We start from the raw sequence: 15516 nt of genomic DNA, 5'->3' as shown, positions 1-15516 counted from the left end.
CAGTTTAGTGCCGCTAGCTCTTCAGGCCCATCTCCACCATGACGCGCTGGAGATCTTTCCAGGCTTCACCCTTCATGCTGGGATCACGGAGAAGGTAGGCGGGATGGTAGGTGACAGCAGTTTTGGAGCCCCGTACGTCATGCCACTGGCCACGGAGGGCAACGAGAGGCCTCTTGACGCCAAGGAGATAGGTTGCAGCGATGGCCCCGAGCGCGACGATGATCTGCGGCTGCACGATGTCGATCTGGTCCACGAGGAACTGGGAGCAGGTATTGGCCTCGACCGGTTCAGGGTTGCGGTTGCCGGGTGGGCGGCACTTCACGATGTTGGCGATGTAGACCTCTTCGCGCTTGAGACCCATCGCGTTGATCATGTTGTTCAAAAGTTGACCGGCTTTGCCGACGAAGGGAACTCCGCTGGCATCCTCATCCGCGCCAGGGCCTTCACCTACAAACATCAGGCGGGCGTTGGGGTTGCCGTCCGCGAAGACGATGTTGCGACGGCCAGCGTAGGCGAGAGGACAGCGGGTGCAGTCGCCAATATGATGGCGGACACTTTGCAGGGTGGCAGCCTTATCGTCAGGCAGGGCGCGATGCTGCGGAAGTTCGGCGCGGGCGTTGAAGCTGATCAGAGGCATATCAGGTGGGGCGAAGGCTGGCGAGAGTTCCAGAGGCGGTGGCGGCGGTGTTGCTGGCTTAGACGGCGCTGGAGCATTGGCCCTCTGCTGAGAAGCAGCAAAGGGCGAGAGTGTGGACGCTGCCGCCGGGGCGGGGACCGGAGTCCTTACGGGCGGCGCTGCCGGTCTTGCTGGAGCAGCAGCCAGTGTGGTCGCAACAGGCCGTGGCATCTGCGCAGGTGCAAGCAGGTTCGCGAACTCGGGACGCGGTTCTCCACGACGATAGAGATCATAGACGCCCAGGTCGCGGAGGTAATCAACGTATGCGCGCAGGCGTTCTGTGGTCTCACGTGTCATGCAGCTACTGCCATTCTAGACGGTGAGCGGCAACACCACATGCTTGGGCTCTGGAATGCCAAAACTGACGTGTCCGGAGCGGATCTCGTCCTGTGCCACACGGCAGGCCTTGATGGAACGGGGAACGATGAGAGGGGATGCTCCGGACTGAAGCTGACGTGCACGGCGTGCAGCACCCTTGACGAGGCTGTATTTATTCTGCAGAGATTCCTTCGGGGTCGTCATGTGCGTGTCCCTTCAGCTGCTCAGATTGTCGTGCGAATGCTTAAGAATTTACTCCAAGCACAACAAAGCGGAAAGTACTTTTTCGACGATTATTGAACGGTCTGCATGGGTTCGACTGGTGGCAACGCCTGACGTCAGGCTTAGGCGCCGGTGAAGCTGGCTAGCGCCTGCGTGAGCCGGATGGAAGCGCCCGAGGTGCGACAGGATGCCGCCAGGAGGGGAAGGTCATCGTCAAGTACATCGCGCTCCGTGAGCACGATCGCCTTCAACTCAGCGACGGCTACATCGAGCACATCGTTCACGATGGCGTAGTCGTACTCCGCGATGTATTTGAGTTCGCTGGCGGCCTGTGCCAGGCGGCGCTGGATCACCTCTTCGTCCGTCATGTGTTCGGCGGCGGAGCGATTGCGCAGACGCTGCTCCAGCACCTGAGGAGAAGGCGGCATGATGAAGATCGACACGGCTTCGGGAACGCGTCCCATCACCTGCATTGCACCCTGCACGTCGATATCCAACAGAAGGTCGCGGCCGTGTTCCGCGGCGAGTGCGAGTGCCGAACGCGCGGTGCCGTAGTAGTTGCCGAAGACGCTGGCGTGCTCCAGAAACTCATCCGCTTCCATCATGCCTTCGAAGATTTCGCGCGTGGTGAAGTGATACTCGCGCCCATCTTCCTCTGACCCACGCGGAGAGCGCGTGGTGTAGGAGACAGAGAAGTCCAGCCCTTCCACGAGAGAGCGAAGCTGCGACACCAGCGTGGATTTGCCTGAGCCCGAGGGCGCCGAAATGATGAAAAGGATGCCGGCCATGAGGGAATACGTATGAGTGTATACGGGTCTCGCGAGCTATTCGAGGTTCTGGACCTGCTCGCGCGCCCGTTCGATCTCGGATTTCACGTTGAGCGCGTGTTCGGTGATGCGAAGGCTATGTGCTGAACCGCCGGTTTTCGAGAGCAGGGTGTTGGCTTCACGGTTGAACTCCTGCAGAAGAAAGTCGAGCCGTTTGCCTACTTCTCCCCCCTCGTCGAGCATCTGCAGAAAATGATCGACGTGCGCGTCCAGGCGGACCATCTCTTCGTCGACGTCGCCGCGTTCGGCGAGTAGAGCGGCTTCGGTGAGGACGCGGTCCTCGTTGATGGGCGTGTCTGCGAGCAAGGCGCGGAGGCGTTCGCGGAGGACCTCGGCCATCTGCGGTGCTGTCTCAGCACGAAGGCTGCGGACTTCTGTTACGGCGTCGCGAATGCGGCCCATCTCGGCGCGCAGCTCGGCGACGAGGGCTGCACCTTCGTGCTCGCGCATCCGGTTGAGATCTTCGAGAAGCTGCGGAACAAGCGCCATGACGGCGGATTGAAGGGCGGCCATGTCTTCGGAGCCCGTGGGCGCGTCCGCGGAGAGCGCGCCGGGAACACGAAGGATCGCGTTGAGGTCAGGAGAGACATTCAGGCGCAGTTCGCTTGCGGCGGTCTGAAAGGCCTCGTAGTGCGCGCGAACAACGGGCATATTCACCTGCACGTTCGTCCGGGAGGAGCGGTCGAGCTGCACGGTGATCTCGACGTGACCGCGACGGACATATTCCTTCAGCGCGCGGCGAAGATCCATCTCCAGCGCGTCGCAGCCGGAGGGCAGACGCAAGTGCGGATCGAGAAAGCGGTGATTGACACTCTTGGCGGAGATGGAAAATCCAAGTTGTTCCGACACGCTGCCGGTTGCCGTAGCGAAGCCGGTCATGGAACGAACTGCGAGAGTCATGCGATTCCTTCCGGGATTGGTTCTTGTACTTCTGCGGCACGGGGTTCATCCACAAACTGCATCTCGTAGAGACGACGATAGAGTCCACCGGCGGCGATCAGCTCAGCGTGTGAACCGAGCTCTACGATCTTTCCTTTTTCAATCACGGCGATCCGATTGGCCCGGCGAACCGTCGCCAGGCGATGCGCCACCACGAAGACCGTGCGGCCCTCCATCAGGTTGGAGAGGGCGGCCTGTACCAGTGATTCGCTTTCGGTATCGAGTGCCGAGGTCGCTTCGTCGAGGACCAGAATCGGTGCGTTCTTGAGCACCGCGCGGGCGATGGCCAGACGCTGGCGCTCTCCACCGGAGAGACGAAAGCCCTTTTCGCCGATTACGGTGTCGTAGCCGTTGGGGAGGTTCTCGATGAAGTCATGCGCAAGGGCGATCTTTGCAGCATGCTGCACACGTTCTAGCGGAACGTCGGGCTGGCCGTAGGCGATGTTGTTACGCACGGTGTCGTTGAAGAGGACGGTGTCCTGCGTGACCTTGCCGATCAGCTTGCGCACGCTGTCGATGGTGAGATCGCGAATGTCGTGCCCATCGAAGGTGATGCGTCCAGCCGTGACATCGAAGAAGCGCGGGATGAGTTTGACCAGCGTGGACTTGCCTGCACCGCTAGGGCCGACGAGGGCGAGCACTTCACCGCGCGGAACGACAAGATCGATCTCCGAGAGAACCAGCTTTTCTTCCGCATCATCGTCTTCCTGATAGCTGAAACCGACGTTGTCGAAGACGATGGTGTCTTTGAACTCTTTGAGGACGTGAGCGTTCTTCTTCTCCGGCACTTCGTCCTGCGCGTCGAGGAACTTGAAGATATCTTCGCTGGCTCCGAGGGCCTGTTGGAAGCTGTTGTAGAAGAGCGCAAACTTGCGCACCGGATCGTAGAGCGTAAAGACGGCGATGAGAAACGTGATGAACGAACCAGCCGACAGTTCGTGCGCAACGATCAGTCGACGTCCGATCCACAGCAACAGAGCGATGGCGATGGCACCGATGGCATCCATCAGCGGAGACGAGATAGCCTGCACGCTGACCGATTTGAGGTTGGCGCGGAAGAGGCGTCGCGCTGCGGTGCGGAAGCGGGTCATCTCCCAGCGCTCCATGCCGAAGGCCTTCACGATGCGATTGCCCGTGATGGTTTCATGCAGGATGTTCTGGATCTCCGCAAGCTTATCCTGACCGCTGCGCGTCGTCTGGCGAACGCGGCGGCCAATGCGCCGAGCGGAAGAGATGATGATCGGCACAAAGAGCAGAAGCAGCCACGCCATACGTCCGCCGACGATAATCGCGACCGTGACCGTGAAGATAAAGGTGAAGATCTGCTGAAGAAACTCACTCAACACACTCGACATCGCCACCTGGACGCGCTCGATGTCGTTGATGAGCGTGGAGAGCAGCGAACCAGTGCTGTTCTTCTGGAAGAAAGAAACCGACCGACGCAGGACCGCGTTGTAAAGGTCGTTGCGAAGGTCCGTGATCATGCCGAATCCGGCGTAGTTCACCAGATACGTTCCGGCGTAGTCGCAGAGGGATTTCACTACGGCCGAAACTACCAGCGCGAAGGCTACGACATTCCATGCGTTATGAAAGTGGTGCGGGATGAAGTACTGCAGATCGATGTGCCAGTGTGTCCGCGGAACGTTGTAAACAAGAACGCGGTCGGGGGAAGCGTCCGAGGAGAGCACATTCTCAAAAATGGGTTTGACGAGAAGAATGCGGAATGCCGCCAGCGCGCCCACGACCGCCATGAGCACGACGGAGAGCAGCGAAAAAAGCAGGTAGGGGCGGAGATAGGAGAGCAGGCGCAGGATGCGTCTCATCGCGCTAACTCGTTCTCTTGGCAGATCGGCACAAGGTTCATTCTAACGGTTTGCGCGGGGCTACGCTTTCTTTGCGCCTTCCAGACGGGGCATATCGCGATGCGAGATATTGGCCCGGTAGTCGTGAGCGGCGAGGCGTTTTTTCATCTCTTCCGCAATGGCCACCGAACGGTGCTGCCCTCCGGTGCAACCGAAGGCGACGGTGAGATAGCTCTTCCCTTCCTTCACGTAGTGCGGCAGGAGAAAAAGCAGAAGCTGTTCGACGCGTTCCAAAAACTCTTTCGTTTGAGGAAAACTCATGACGTATTCGGCCACGCGAGGATCCTGTCCGGTGAGCGGGCGGAACTCCGGGATGAAGTGAGGGTTGGGAAGAAAGCGCACGTCGAAGACGAGGTCGGAGTCCGTGGGAACGCCGTTTTTGAAACCGAAGCTCGTGGTGGAGATCAGCAGGCCGCGATCATGGTCGCCGCGTTCGAACTGCTGATTGATATGCGCGCGCAGTTCGTGGACGTTGAATTTTCCGGTATCGATCAGAACATCGGCCACGTTGCGGACGGGATCGAGCCGCTTCCGCTCGGAGCGGATGGAACGGATGACTGTTTCCCCGCGGCCCAATGGATGCGGGCGACGCGTCTCCGAATAGCGGCGAACGAGCACATCATCCGAAGCTTCCAAATAGACGACCGTCGTAGGGAGGACCTTGCGCACCTGCTTCAGGATGGCGGGAAAGCGCTCGATGAGGCCTTCGCGAATGTCGACGCCGATGGCCGCGCGGCGAATCTCCCTGGAGCCATGCACGAGGTCGGCAAAGCGTGGGATGAGTTCGAGGGGAAGATTGTCGACGGAATAGAAACCGAGATCTTCAAAGGCCTTCAGTGCAGAGAGCTTGCCTGCGCCGGAGATGCCGGTGAGGACAACGAGCTCGCGTGGTTGGTCGAGAATCGGCGGTGGAGTTTTGCGACTCGATTTGGGGCTGGATTTTGAACTGGAGTTTGGCCTCGATAACGAAGAGCGCCGCGCTCCGGAGATTTTCTTCGGGGCCACGGCGCTCTTGTTGTCGGTCTTCTTTACGCTTTTCGCGGCTTTCTTCGCCATGCGGAGATGCTAGCACTACCGCGTGGCAGCAGACTACGCGAACTCTGCCAGGACGTCGCCGGTCTGCAGACGTACAGAACCTTCCGCGTTCTGTACCGGATGACGGCGCAGGGTCGTGGCTTTCTTGCTGACCTTGGTCACCTGTTTCTCCACCTTGTCGAGGGCGTCATGCAAGGCCTGCTCCATCTCCTTCGCCTCACAGCTTGCCGTGAAATCTGAATGCTGCTTGCACTGAAGATTCACTTCGGCGATCTTTCTGAACTTGTCTTCGCTCAGGATCACGTGCGCGGTACAGTTGCTTCCGATAATTGTTTCAATTCGATCCAAACCGGCCTGCGCCTGGGTACGAAGTTTCGGGTAGATGGTGAACTGTCTGCCAGTGAATTCAATCTGCATTGCGACCTCTTTCTTTCGGGACCGTTGTTTCGGCCCGGGTTTAAGTCAGTAGGATGCGGCCTGCCGGAGATGGGTGGCAGGTCAGATATGCCATCTTAGTCCCGTTTGCGTCTTCGATGTGTGCTGGGGATCTGCATATCTTCGCGATACTTCGCAACGGTGCGGCGAGTCACGCGAATTCCCTGCCGATTGAGCTCTGCCGTCAGATGATCGTCCGTCAAGGGCTTGCGGGGATCTTCCTCTTCAATTAGCTTTTTCACCTTCTTTTTCAGAAGGAGCAACGGCAGGTCGCCACCTTCGGGACCATTGACGCCTTCGCTGAAGAAAAAGCGAAGTTCGTACACGCCCTGTGCAGTATGGACGTATTTATTGGCCACGGCGCGGCTGACGGTCGAGGGATGCACGCCGATCTCTTCCGCGACCTCTTTGATCATCATGGGACGAAGACCGTCGACGCCACGCTCCAGAAATTCCTGCTGCCGACGCACGATGACATCGCAGGTGCGGACGATCGTGTTCTTGCGCTGCTCGATGTTGCGGAGAAGCTGGATGGCGGAGCGGTAGCGCTCCTTGACGTAGTCGCGCACATCTTTTTCCGTCGTCTTGGTACGCAGCATGCGACGGTATCCGGCGTTCAGACGAAGCGCGGGAAGGTCCTCTTCGTTCATCACGACGACGTACTCTTCGCCACGTTTTACGAAAGCAACATCGGGTTCGATCAGTCGGGTCTCGAACTGGTTATATCGCTGGCCGGGACGAGGGTCGAGCGTGCGGATAAAGGCGATGGCCTGCTCGACGATCTCGTGCTGCGAGCGCAGGAGGCGAACGATCTCGCGTGTGTCTCGATTTTCGAGAAGGGCGATGTGGTTCTGGACGATTGCAATCGCTGTGTCGACGATGCGAAGGCGAGCACGCAGCGTATCGACTTCAAGATCCGGATCGTCTTCAGGGTCGATCTCCGGCGTCGCTCCGAAATCTTCCAACGCATCGCATAGCTGCTTGTTGGCCGCACGTGCCTGCAGCAGAAGGCATTCGCGCAGATCGCGAGCGCCCACGCCCAGCGGATCGAGCTGATGCACGACGGCGAGCGCCATCTGCCGCAGCTCGGTGGCGGTCTCGGGCGAGAAGATCTCGTCGTCCGCGGCGGTGAGGTAGCCGTTGTCGTCCAGGTTGCCCAGGATCGACTCCACTGCCTCGCGAAGATCCGGCGCCAGCGTGAGTGAACCTACCTGCCAGAGGAGATGGTCGCTCAGCGTGGTGGGGGTCGATAGAAAGTTTTCAAACGAAGGTTTATCGAACTCTTCAAAATTGGACGAGGTTGCACGAAATCCGGGGTCGAGATAGTCCTGAAAATAACTGCCGAAGTCGATCTCGTCGAAGGGATCTTTTTCCGTCTCGGTCTTCTGCTGCGCGACTTCTTCCGCGGAGCGCTCACGGTCCCCTTCACGGCCGGAGATCTCGTCGAGAGTATGCGAGCTCTCTTCGATCTCTTCAAGCACCGGATTCTCAACGATTTCGGCGTTGATCATCTCCTTAAGTTCCAGCTTGTTCAGCGCGAGGACGCTGACCATCTGCACCAGCCCAGGGGTAAGGACCTGGCGCTGCGAAACCTTAAGGTTCATTTTGGGCCGGAGATTCAAGCTCAGCGGGTTCCTCTCATGCACGTAGATAGCCAACGCACATGAGCGTAGTCTACATGCCCCATGCGAGCTCTGGCGCCTGTTTGCAAGCTGAACAAAATATAAGGGTTTACTGAAGTACCGTGAATTCCGGAATCAGGACTAGAGAGAAAAGTTTTCACCGAGATAGAGACGCTTGACCTCAGGATCGCGGCCAAGTTCGCCGGGACTTCCATGACGGAAGATCCGCCCCTCGTTGATGATGTACGCGCGGTCGGTGACGTTAAGCGTTTCGCGCACATTGTGGTCTGTGATCAGCACACCGATTCCGTTCGCCTTGAGCGAGAAGATAATCTGCTGCAGGTCCAGGATGGCGATAGGGTCGATGCCCGAGAAGGGCTCGTCCAGCAGAATGAAAGAGGGCTCAATGGCCAAGCAGCGCGCGATTTCGACGCGGCGGCGTTCGCCACCGGAGAGAGCGTAGCCGCGGGTTTTGCGGATGTGCCCGAGGTTGAGCTGTTCGATGAGCCGTTCGGTGCGGACCTTGCGGGCCTCCCAGGGGATCTGCTGGGTTTCAAGGACGGCAAGAATGTTTTCTTCGACGGTCAGTTTGCGGAAGACCGAAGGTTCCTGCGGCAGGTAACTGATGCCGTGATTGCGCGCGCGGAGGTACATGGGAAGCCGTGAGATATCGTCCGTATCGATCAGGATGCGACCGAGGTCGGGCTTCACCAGGCCGACGATCATGTAGAAACTGGTGGTTTTCCCGGCGCCATTGGGGCCGAGAAGGCCGACGACCTCGCCCTGTTCGATGTGCAGGCTTACGCCCCGGACCACCTGGCGTCCGCCATAGGTCTTCGTAATTTCTTCGGTAGAAAGCCTCTTCATCAATCTGGTGAATCGCCTGTCAACGCTTGACGCGCGTCTCTGCCCGGACCCGTTTTCCGGGAGCCGCAACGATTACGACGCTATCATCGCCAGCGTGGAAGAGCAACGAAGCACCTGTGACCTGGCCGTGTTGCGCGTCGGTAACGTGGGGCGGTGCATCGGGCGTGCCGGAGAGAACATAGTCTCCCTCAGCCACATCATAAGTGAGCCGCGAGCCCGTTCCCGAGCGTCCCGTCTGCTGAAGATGAACCGCCCCTTCAGCCACGATATGGTCAACCGCTCCTGCCATCATGGCACCGGCTTGCGGAGTTGTCTTGTCGGCTGCGGGCTTCATCGTCGCCGTCACGACGTCCGACACGATGATGCCATCGCCGTTCTGGACACGGGCACCGCCGCTGAAAACGGCGGTGGGCTGAGGCAAATCACCACGGTAGAGGAGATCGGAGGCCACGATCCGGGTGACGCCTCCGTTGGCGGGCCTTGGTTTTACTGTGGCGGAGGCTTTGGGGGGGCCGCTGCTCACTTGGTTGAGGAGCGAGGTGTGGACCGTGTTTTTCGCGTCGATGTGGTCGGTGTGCGCGTGCAACGTCTGCGTCTTCTGGTCGAGATCGATCACGGGGGCTTCCACCATGGACGATCCCTGCCACAGACGGGCGTTGCCGCCGTTGACTCCGAAGAAGCTGGCGGAAGAGGCCGCGTGATGGAACTCTGCGCTGGCCGCCAGTACGTGCATAGGATCGCGTCCTGGCTCGGAGGCGTAGCTTCCCTTGACGTTCCCGGTGGCGTCGGCGTCGCCGGTGGAGCGATTGAGGCCGATGCGGTCCGCCACGATGTTCGTGCCGCCGCTGTCGATGCGCGGAGATCCGGTCAGAACGACGCGGTCGGTAGGTCCGTCGAATTCGGCACGCGCGGCGGTGGCGTGACTCTCCGTAGCGGCGGTCGCAGCGGAGGAGGATTTCGGCTTCTTTGCGGGGGCAGGCATCTGGCGATCGAGGATGACAACGTTCCCCGTCTGCACAGCCGATTCGAGAGGGATCTCCTGCTTTGCGGGCTTCTTCGGGCCTGCGTTCGCAGGCAAGACCTTCGACGGTGCACTCAGATGCGCGTCGAGGTGGTCCGACGTGCTCTTTCTCAGTCCTCCATCGGCGAGCGTTTGCTCCATCGCCGTGTGGCCCTCTCCGGTGAGATGTGTAATGTGGGCGAGTTTCCCTTCCCCGTCCAAATCGGCGACCAGAGTGTCCGCGGAGAGCACAGTGGAAGCCGGGCCGCTTCCCTTCGGGGTCGCGAGCGGTGTCGTCGTAACCTGGGCAGCTCCCGTGGCTTTGATCTCACGCAAAGAGGCTGGTCCCTTGCCCACCGAGGAGAAGTGCAGGTTGACGTGGTCCGCGGAGACACTGCGCTTTTCGACTACAGACGTCTCATTTCCCCGCACGCTGCCGGAGAGGTCCGCGGTCTCCGCGCGGCCAAACTTGTTGAATTTCACCTGTACCGCACGCGATTCGCTGGCGGCGGTTTCGCTGGTGTAGCGCACACCGTCTATCATCTTCAGGAACTGAGGCTGGTTGTTCTCCGACAGATTGGTCTCCGCATGCGGCGTCTCAACGCGGCTGCCATCCTGGCCGATCATCACGACGTGGCCTTCCGCGCGGGCGTGCTGCGGCGATCCGTTGTCGCGAAGATCAAGGAAGACATTGTCCGCTGTCAGGTTGCGCTCCGGCGATTGGAAGTGCGCGACGTTGAAAACGGCCTTGTGTTGCAGGCGGTCGAGCTCTGCGCGGTTGGCGAAGACCGTTGCCGACTCGCTGCCGGGCCGGGTAGACCGCAGCTTCACGTCTTTGCGAAGAATCAGGACGCCCGTATCCGAGTCGTAGTCTGCGCCTCGCGCGTCGCCGTCCACTCCGTTAGCGTGGAAATCGAGCGGCTCGTCCGTCGCCGCTACGCCCAGCTTCTGCAGAAAGACCAGGCCGCTGGTGCGAACGTGGATTACATCGTGCTCCTGCGATTCGTCCTGGGAGCCTGCACGGCGCGCAGCAGCCACCGCTGCATGCGGGTCGGTCGCACCGGGAGCCTGAAGGTCGATATGCACCTCGCCGACGGCACGGATGACGCCGTTTGGCTGATCGTATTCGAACTCGTTGCCATAAATGCGGTCCGTTCGTTCCTTGTGCTGTTCGTCCACTGTCCGGCCATAGAGAATGATCACCACGTCGTGCAGCGTCGTTTTGCCATCGTGGCGTTGGATGGCCTTGGCTGCATGGATGGTGAAGAGGGTCTTTCCCTTTACTGACTGCGACCAGGTGAATCCATTGGTTTCAGACGTTACGTCGATTCCGAGCTGCTTGGGAAGACGGGTCAGAAAGCGGTGGGCGCGATATCTGGCGTACCCGAAGACCGCGCCGAGGAGGACCAGCACAGCAAGCGCGATCACCACCAGCCACCGCCGCACTCGCTCGATCGTCACCTGCATTGTCTTCTATCTTCTCACCTGCAATGGCCGCTGAAGATTTCCGGTCCTGCTGAGCATCTAAACTGGATCTATGGCCGATCAACTGTACCTTAGCCTCTGGTTTCCGAACTTCCGCACAGATTCCCTTCCGGACAAGCTGGTCTGCGTACTGCAGCAGTTTGCACGCGTCTCCGGCGATCAGCGTGTCGCGGTGGCAACGGTAACACCACTGGGATGGAGTGAATCTCCCGTCTTCCAACGCATCTTCGTCAACGATGACCGCTCGCAGCCGAGCGATGACTCGCTTGCGCGGAATGCCGTAGCCGAGGCCACCGAGAACGGCCACGACGATATGGCCTTCGAATTCGAGGTGAAGTGGGAGCTCTGGCAGCCTGAGCCTGCGGGGGAAGATTTTGAAGCGACGTGGCGTCTGGCCCCGTGGACGGTCAAGGTCATCGGCTTTGGACCGGAGTTCGACGACGGAAGCTATGAACAGAACGGCCACATCCGCGTGGACTTTGGCCTGGATACACCGTGGGTGCTCGAGGACGAAGAGCTGGACAAGTCCGCAGCGGAGCGCATTCAGCAGAACGTGGAGAAGCTGCTCGCCTTCACACTTTCGGTGGAGAAGCACTGCGGCATCTCCTCGCGGCTGCTTTGGACGGAGTCCGGGGAACCGCTGGCGGAGAAGTTGATCGCGAGACTGCAGCGGTTGAATTGATGACCAACGCTCCAGAGGAGTTTCGCGGAGCCGCAAGAGGCGGCGTCAGAACCCTCCTCCGACTTGAGGGTCTGGCCGTCCTTTTGGGTTCGGTTTTCTTCTTCAAGGTCAGACATGGGAACTGGGGCATCTTTGCGCTCCTGTTTTTCGCACCCGACCTCAGCTTTGTGCTCTACGCGATCGACCGTAAGTTAGCGACCGCAAGCTACAACGCAGCGCACAGCTATCTTCTGCCGGTTGCGCTGCTTTGCGTGGGCGTTCTTCATCCTGCGGTCATGCCCTACGCTTTGATCTGGACGGCACATATCGGCTTCGACCGTGCCCTGGGCTATGGTCTGAAGTACAAGACCGGCTTTGGAGACACGCACCTGGGAAAACTCGGCAAGATCGCCACCTAGTGAAACTGTTTTAAGCCGCGGTTACGATCTCCGAAAAGTCTGCAATCTTGGAGAAGTCCGCGAGGACCCGCTGCAACAGACCAAGGCGTGCGCGGCGAATCTTTTCATCTTCCGCCATCACCATGACCGAATCGAAGAAGGCATCCACGTGCGGACGCAGCGTGGCGATGGCTTCGAGGGCTTGCTCGTACTCCTGCTTGCGGCGAAGACCGTCGACCCAGGCTGCCAAGCGTCCTGCTTCCTCCGCCAGCTTGCGTTCTGTGGGTTCAGTGAGGAACTCTTTCCCGGCGGCGAAGGGAGCCGAATCCCCCTTCGCGCGCGCTTGGCTTAGGATATTCGCCATGCGCTTGAAGGATGCGGCGATGGCAAGGAAGTCTTCCGAGCCGCGTGCTGCCGTAACCGCCTCTGCCCTGGCGAGCGTGTCTGAGACGTCTTCCGCACCGGCGGCGAGTACCGCCTTCACCACGTCGTAAGCCTGCCCCTTAGCTTCGCGGAGATAGAACTCAACACGCTCCGCGAAGAAACCTTTGACTTTGCTGCAGGTCTCCGGATCCGTGGTGGCGAGCGTTGCAATCTCGGAGAGCGTGATCGGCAGCTTCGCTTCGCCCAGCATGCGAACGATGCCGTTCGCGGCGCGGCGCAGGGCGAAGGGATCTTTGGAACCCGTTGGCTCCAGACCGAGGGCAAACATGCCACCGATGGTGTCGGCCTTGTCCGCGATCGAGAGCAGGATGCCCTCCGTGGAGCGGGGAAGATCGTCTACCATGGAGGTAGGTTTGTACTGGTCGTAGATGGCGATGGCCGCGATTTCAGAGTGACCCTGCGCGCGCGCATAGAGACCACCGACGATGCCCTGCAGTTCCGTGAACTCCTTCACAAGTTCGCTGGTGAGATCGGTCTTGGCAAGCAACGCGGCTTCGTCGAGCGCCTTCGTATCGACAGGGATCTTGCGGTCCGCTGCGATGGCTTCGAGCGAAGCGGCGAGCGCGCGGACACGCTCCGTCTTGTCGAAGTAACTGCCGAGGTCTTTCTGGAAGGTAACGTTCCGGAGCTTTTCCACGCGATCTGCGAGTGTGATCTTCTGGTCGTAGTCCCAGAAGAAACGAGCGTCGTTGAAGCGAGCGCGCAGAACGCGCTCGTTGCCGTGCCTGATGATGTGCTCGCCCGCTTCGTCTGCCTGCGTGTTCAGAACGGTGAGGAAGTACGGTGCCAGTTTGCCGCTCTTATCTTCTACGGCGAAGTACTTCTGGTGGTCGCGCATGACGGTGACGAGGACTTCTTCCGGCAGAGCAAGATACTCCTCTTCAAATTTGCCTATGAGCACCGTCGGCCACTCCGTGAGATGCGTGACGGCGTCCACGAGCGCGTGGTCTTCGCGCCAGCGCGTCTCGGGGACCGTACGCATGACGTGGTCGAGCGCTTTGCGGATCTTGTAGCGACGGTCTTCGACGTGCGGAAGCACCTTGGCCGCTTCGAGACGTTCGCGATACTGGCCCGGGTGTTCGATCACCACTGGCTCTGCTCCATGCAGAACGCGATGGCCGCGCGTGGTATTGCCCGCGGTCTTCCCTGCCCATGTGACCGGGACGATCTTGTCGTCGAGCAGGGCAAGCAGCCACTGCAGCGGACGGACGAAGCGCTCCGGCTTTCCTGCGCGCCAGTACATCGTCTTCGCCCAGTAGATCGAGGCGATCTCTTTCGGTAGAAGTTCGACGATCACATCGCTGGCAGAGCGGCCTGCGCGATGGACATCCGCACCGAGGTACTCGCCTTTGGCATTTGTGACGGTCTTCAGAGCATCAAGCGAGACGCCCGCCTTTTTTGCGAACGCTTCGGCTGCTGCGGTGGGCACGCCGTCCTTGTACGCAATCTTGGTCGACGGGCCTACGATCTCTTCGGTGACATCCGGCTGCTGCGGACGCACGCCGCGCACCAGCACGGCCAGCCTGCGTGGCGTGGAGAAGCTTTCGAAGGAAACGTCTCCGTCCAGCAGGCGTTCGCGTCCCAACAGATCCATGGTACGACGTGCGAGTTCCGCTTCGGCGCTTGCGAGCATGCGCGCGGGAACTTCTTCCAGACCGATCTCAAATAAAAATTCTGCCATTACGATGCCTGCTCTGCTGTGGCCTGTGATGCGACCGCGTTCTGTTGCGCGACGTAGGCCTTTGCCACACCGACGACTAGCGTACGGATGCGTGCCATCACGCCCACGCGTTCGGTGACGGAGATCGCTCCGCGCGCATCCAGGAGATTAAAGAGATGCGAACACTTGAGTGCGAGTTCGTATGCTCCGAGAACCGGGAAGCGTCGCTGCTGCTTGACGTCAGTCATCTCTGCAATGCCCTTGGCGCCTTCGATCAAAGCAAGGCATTCGGCTTCATACGAGTTGAGCTTGTCCCAGAGCTTGGGAACATCTGCGTGGTCGAAGCTGTACGCCGAAAGCTGCTCTTCTTCGTACATGCGAATTTCGCCGTACGTAGTCTGCTTGCCGGTGTCGGGTTCGACGGCCCAGACAATGTCGTAGATGGAATCGAGGTCCTGCAGAAACTGTGCGATGCGTTCGAGGCCGTAGGTGATCTCGCCGCAGATCGGATCGAGATCCATGCCGCCGCACTGCTGGAAGTAGGTGAACTGCGTGATCTCCTGGCCGTCCAGCATAACCTGCCAGCCCACGCCCCAAGCGCCACCCACGGGCCACTCCCAGTTGTCTTCTTCAAACTTGATATCGTGCTCTTCCAGCACGATCCCGATGGCCTTCAGGCTTTCGAGATAAAGCTCCTGCACATTTGCCGGTGGCGGTTTTAAAATCACCTGCAGCTGCGTGTGCTTGTAGAGACGATTGGGGTTTTCGCCGTAGCGGCCATCTGCGGGACGGCGCGAGGGCTGTGCGTAGGCGATGCGCACGGGCTTGGGACCGAGGACGCGGAGGAAAGTGTCCGGGGACATGGTGCCCGCACCGACTTCTACGTCATACGGCTGCTGCACAACGCAGCCCTGAGCGGCCCAGAACTGCTGAAGCCTGAACAGGAGTTCCTGAAATGTGAGGGATACTTTTCGCTCTGCTACCGCTGCCATGCGTCTGCCCGTTGCTCTCCGTAAAGAATCTTCACGATTCTACTAGAGAGCAACGGGCGAAGCAGTTTGCAAA

14 protein-coding genes are annotated in these 15516 nt (G+C 59.8%); 2 read left to right on the top strand and 12 right to left on the bottom strand.

Features of this window, described 5'->3' with window-relative positions; translation table 11 throughout:
* Positions 1–13 precede the first annotated feature (13 nt).
* The 10 genes from ACIPR4_RS06560 to ACIPR4_RS22685 all read right to left on the bottom strand — a co-directional run bounded on the left by ACIPR4_RS06560 (position 14) and on the right by ACIPR4_RS22685 (position 11264).
* Positions 14–973, bottom strand: a complete 960-nt coding sequence (locus ACIPR4_RS06560; protein ID WP_013567867.1) for a uracil-DNA glycosylase — start codon at positions 971–973, stop codon at positions 14–16.
* Between the two features lie 15 nt (positions 974–988).
* The gene (gene rpoZ / locus ACIPR4_RS06555) at positions 989–1198 is read right to left on the bottom strand and encodes a DNA-directed RNA polymerase subunit omega (protein WP_013567866.1); all 210 of its coding nucleotides are present in this window, start codon (positions 1196–1198) and stop codon (positions 989–991) included.
* A gap of 140 nt (positions 1199–1338) precedes the next feature.
* The gene (gene gmk, locus ACIPR4_RS06550; RefSeq protein ID WP_013567865.1) at positions 1339–2004 is read right to left on the bottom strand and encodes a guanylate kinase; all 666 of its coding nucleotides are present in this window, start codon (positions 2002–2004) and stop codon (positions 1339–1341) included.
* Between the two features lie 36 nt (positions 2005–2040).
* Complete coding sequence (locus ACIPR4_RS06545) at positions 2041–2943, bottom strand: YicC/YloC family endoribonuclease (protein WP_013567864.1); 903 nt, start codon at positions 2941–2943, stop codon at positions 2041–2043.
* On the bottom strand, positions 2940–4805 hold the full coding sequence (locus tag ACIPR4_RS06540) for an ABC transporter ATP-binding protein (protein WP_013567863.1): 1866 nt from the start codon (positions 4803–4805) through the stop codon (positions 2940–2942). The genes ACIPR4_RS06545 and ACIPR4_RS06540 overlap by 4 nt, the downstream gene beginning before the upstream one ends.
* 60 nt (positions 4806–4865) lie before the next feature.
* Positions 4866–5900 carry an RNase adapter RapZ gene (gene rapZ / locus ACIPR4_RS06535; RefSeq protein ID WP_013567862.1) on the bottom strand — a complete coding sequence of 345 codons (1035 nt, stop codon included), beginning with the start codon at positions 5898–5900 and terminating at the stop codon, positions 4866–4868.
* 33 nt (positions 5901–5933) lie between these two features.
* Positions 5934–6296 (bottom strand): HPF/RaiA family ribosome-associated protein, encoded by a 363-nt coding sequence (locus ACIPR4_RS06530; RefSeq protein WP_013567861.1) that lies wholly within the window; start codon positions 6294–6296, stop codon positions 5934–5936.
* A gap of 95 nt (positions 6297–6391) precedes the next feature.
* Positions 6392–7918: an RNA polymerase factor sigma-54 gene (locus tag ACIPR4_RS06525; RefSeq protein WP_245536473.1), complete on the bottom strand. Its 1527-nt coding sequence runs from the start codon at positions 7916–7918 to the stop codon at positions 6392–6394.
* Between the two features lie 159 nt (positions 7919–8077).
* Positions 8078–8803: an LPS export ABC transporter ATP-binding protein gene (lptB, locus tag ACIPR4_RS06520; RefSeq protein ID WP_013567859.1), complete on the bottom strand. Its 726-nt coding sequence runs from the start codon at positions 8801–8803 to the stop codon at positions 8078–8080.
* A gap of 19 nt (positions 8804–8822) precedes the next feature.
* Positions 8823–11264 (bottom strand): hypothetical protein, encoded by a 2442-nt coding sequence (locus ACIPR4_RS22685; RefSeq protein WP_187290257.1) that lies wholly within the window; start codon positions 11262–11264, stop codon positions 8823–8825.
* Between the two features lie 76 nt (positions 11265–11340).
* Between ACIPR4_RS22685 and ACIPR4_RS06510 the strand changes: the two genes are divergently transcribed.
* Both ACIPR4_RS06510 and ACIPR4_RS06505 read left to right on the top strand, forming a co-directional pair.
* Entirely contained in the window at positions 11341–11970 is a 630-nt protein-coding gene (locus tag ACIPR4_RS06510; protein ID WP_013567857.1) for a hypothetical protein, read from the top strand.
* A complete protein-coding gene (locus ACIPR4_RS06505; protein ID WP_013567856.1) occupies positions 11970–12368 on the top strand; it encodes a DUF4260 domain-containing protein in 399 nt (132 codons plus the stop codon). The genes ACIPR4_RS06510 and ACIPR4_RS06505 overlap by 1 nt, the downstream gene beginning before the upstream one ends.
* A gap of 10 nt (positions 12369–12378) precedes the next feature.
* Here the strand turns inward: ACIPR4_RS06505 and glyS are convergent, their stop codons facing one another.
* Together glyS and ACIPR4_RS06495 are read right to left on the bottom strand one after the other, a co-directional pair.
* Positions 12379–14472: a glycine--tRNA ligase subunit beta gene (glyS, locus tag ACIPR4_RS06500; protein WP_013567855.1), complete on the bottom strand. Its 2094-nt coding sequence runs from the start codon at positions 14470–14472 to the stop codon at positions 12379–12381.
* Positions 14472–15443 (bottom strand): glycine--tRNA ligase subunit alpha, encoded by a 972-nt coding sequence (locus tag ACIPR4_RS06495; RefSeq protein ID WP_013567854.1) that lies wholly within the window; start codon positions 15441–15443, stop codon positions 14472–14474. Before ACIPR4_RS06495 ends, glyS begins: the two co-directional genes overlap by 1 nt.
* Between the last annotated feature and the right edge of the window lie 73 nt (positions 15444–15516).

The organism is Terriglobus saanensis SP1PR4 (genome assembly GCF_000179915.2).
Taxonomy (GTDB): Bacteria; Acidobacteriota; Terriglobia; order Terriglobales; family Acidobacteriaceae; genus Terriglobus; species Terriglobus saanensis.
Note: the sequence above shows the minus strand (reverse complement) of the source record. Positions and strands in the feature narration are given on the sequence as shown.

Excerpts from the sequence above, each read along its gene's own strand:
- ACIPR4_RS06505 (WP_013567856.1), top strand. The coding sequence starts at position 11,970 with ATGACCAACGCTCCAGAGGAGTTTCGCGGAGCCGCAAGAGGCGGCGTC.
- rapZ (WP_013567862.1), bottom strand. The coding sequence starts at position 5,900 with ATGGCGAAGAAAGCCGCGAAAAGCGTAAAGAAGACCGACAACAAGAGC.
- ACIPR4_RS06540 (WP_013567863.1), bottom strand. The coding sequence starts at position 4,805 with ATGAGACGCATCCTGCGCCTGCTCTCCTATCTCCGCCCCTACCTGCTT.
- lptB (WP_013567859.1), bottom strand. The coding sequence starts at position 8,803 with ATGAAGAGGCTTTCTACCGAAGAAATTACGAAGACCTATGGCGGACGC.
- ACIPR4_RS06510 (WP_013567857.1), top strand. The coding sequence starts at position 11,341 with ATGGCCGATCAACTGTACCTTAGCCTCTGGTTTCCGAACTTCCGCACA.
- rpoZ (WP_013567866.1), bottom strand. The coding sequence starts at position 1,198 with ATGACGACCCCGAAGGAATCTCTGCAGAATAAATACAGCCTCGTCAAG.
- ACIPR4_RS06545 (WP_013567864.1), bottom strand. The coding sequence starts at position 2,943 with ATGACTCTCGCAGTTCGTTCCATGACCGGCTTCGCTACGGCAACCGGC.
- ACIPR4_RS06495 (WP_013567854.1), bottom strand. The coding sequence starts at position 15,443 with ATGGCAGCGGTAGCAGAGCGAAAAGTATCCCTCACATTTCAGGAACTC.
- gmk (WP_013567865.1), bottom strand. The coding sequence starts at position 2,004 with ATGGCCGGCATCCTTTTCATCATTTCGGCGCCCTCGGGCTCAGGCAAA.
- glyS (WP_013567855.1), bottom strand. The coding sequence starts at position 14,472 with ATGGCAGAATTTTTATTTGAGATCGGTCTGGAAGAAGTTCCCGCGCGC.
- ACIPR4_RS06525 (WP_245536473.1), bottom strand. The coding sequence starts at position 7,918 with ATGAACCTTAAGGTTTCGCAGCGCCAGGTCCTTACCCCTGGGCTGGTG.
- ACIPR4_RS06530 (WP_013567861.1), bottom strand. The coding sequence starts at position 6,296 with ATGCAGATTGAATTCACTGGCAGACAGTTCACCATCTACCCGAAACTT.
- ACIPR4_RS06560 (WP_013567867.1), bottom strand. The coding sequence starts at position 973 with ATGACACGTGAGACCACAGAACGCCTGCGCGCATACGTTGATTACCTC.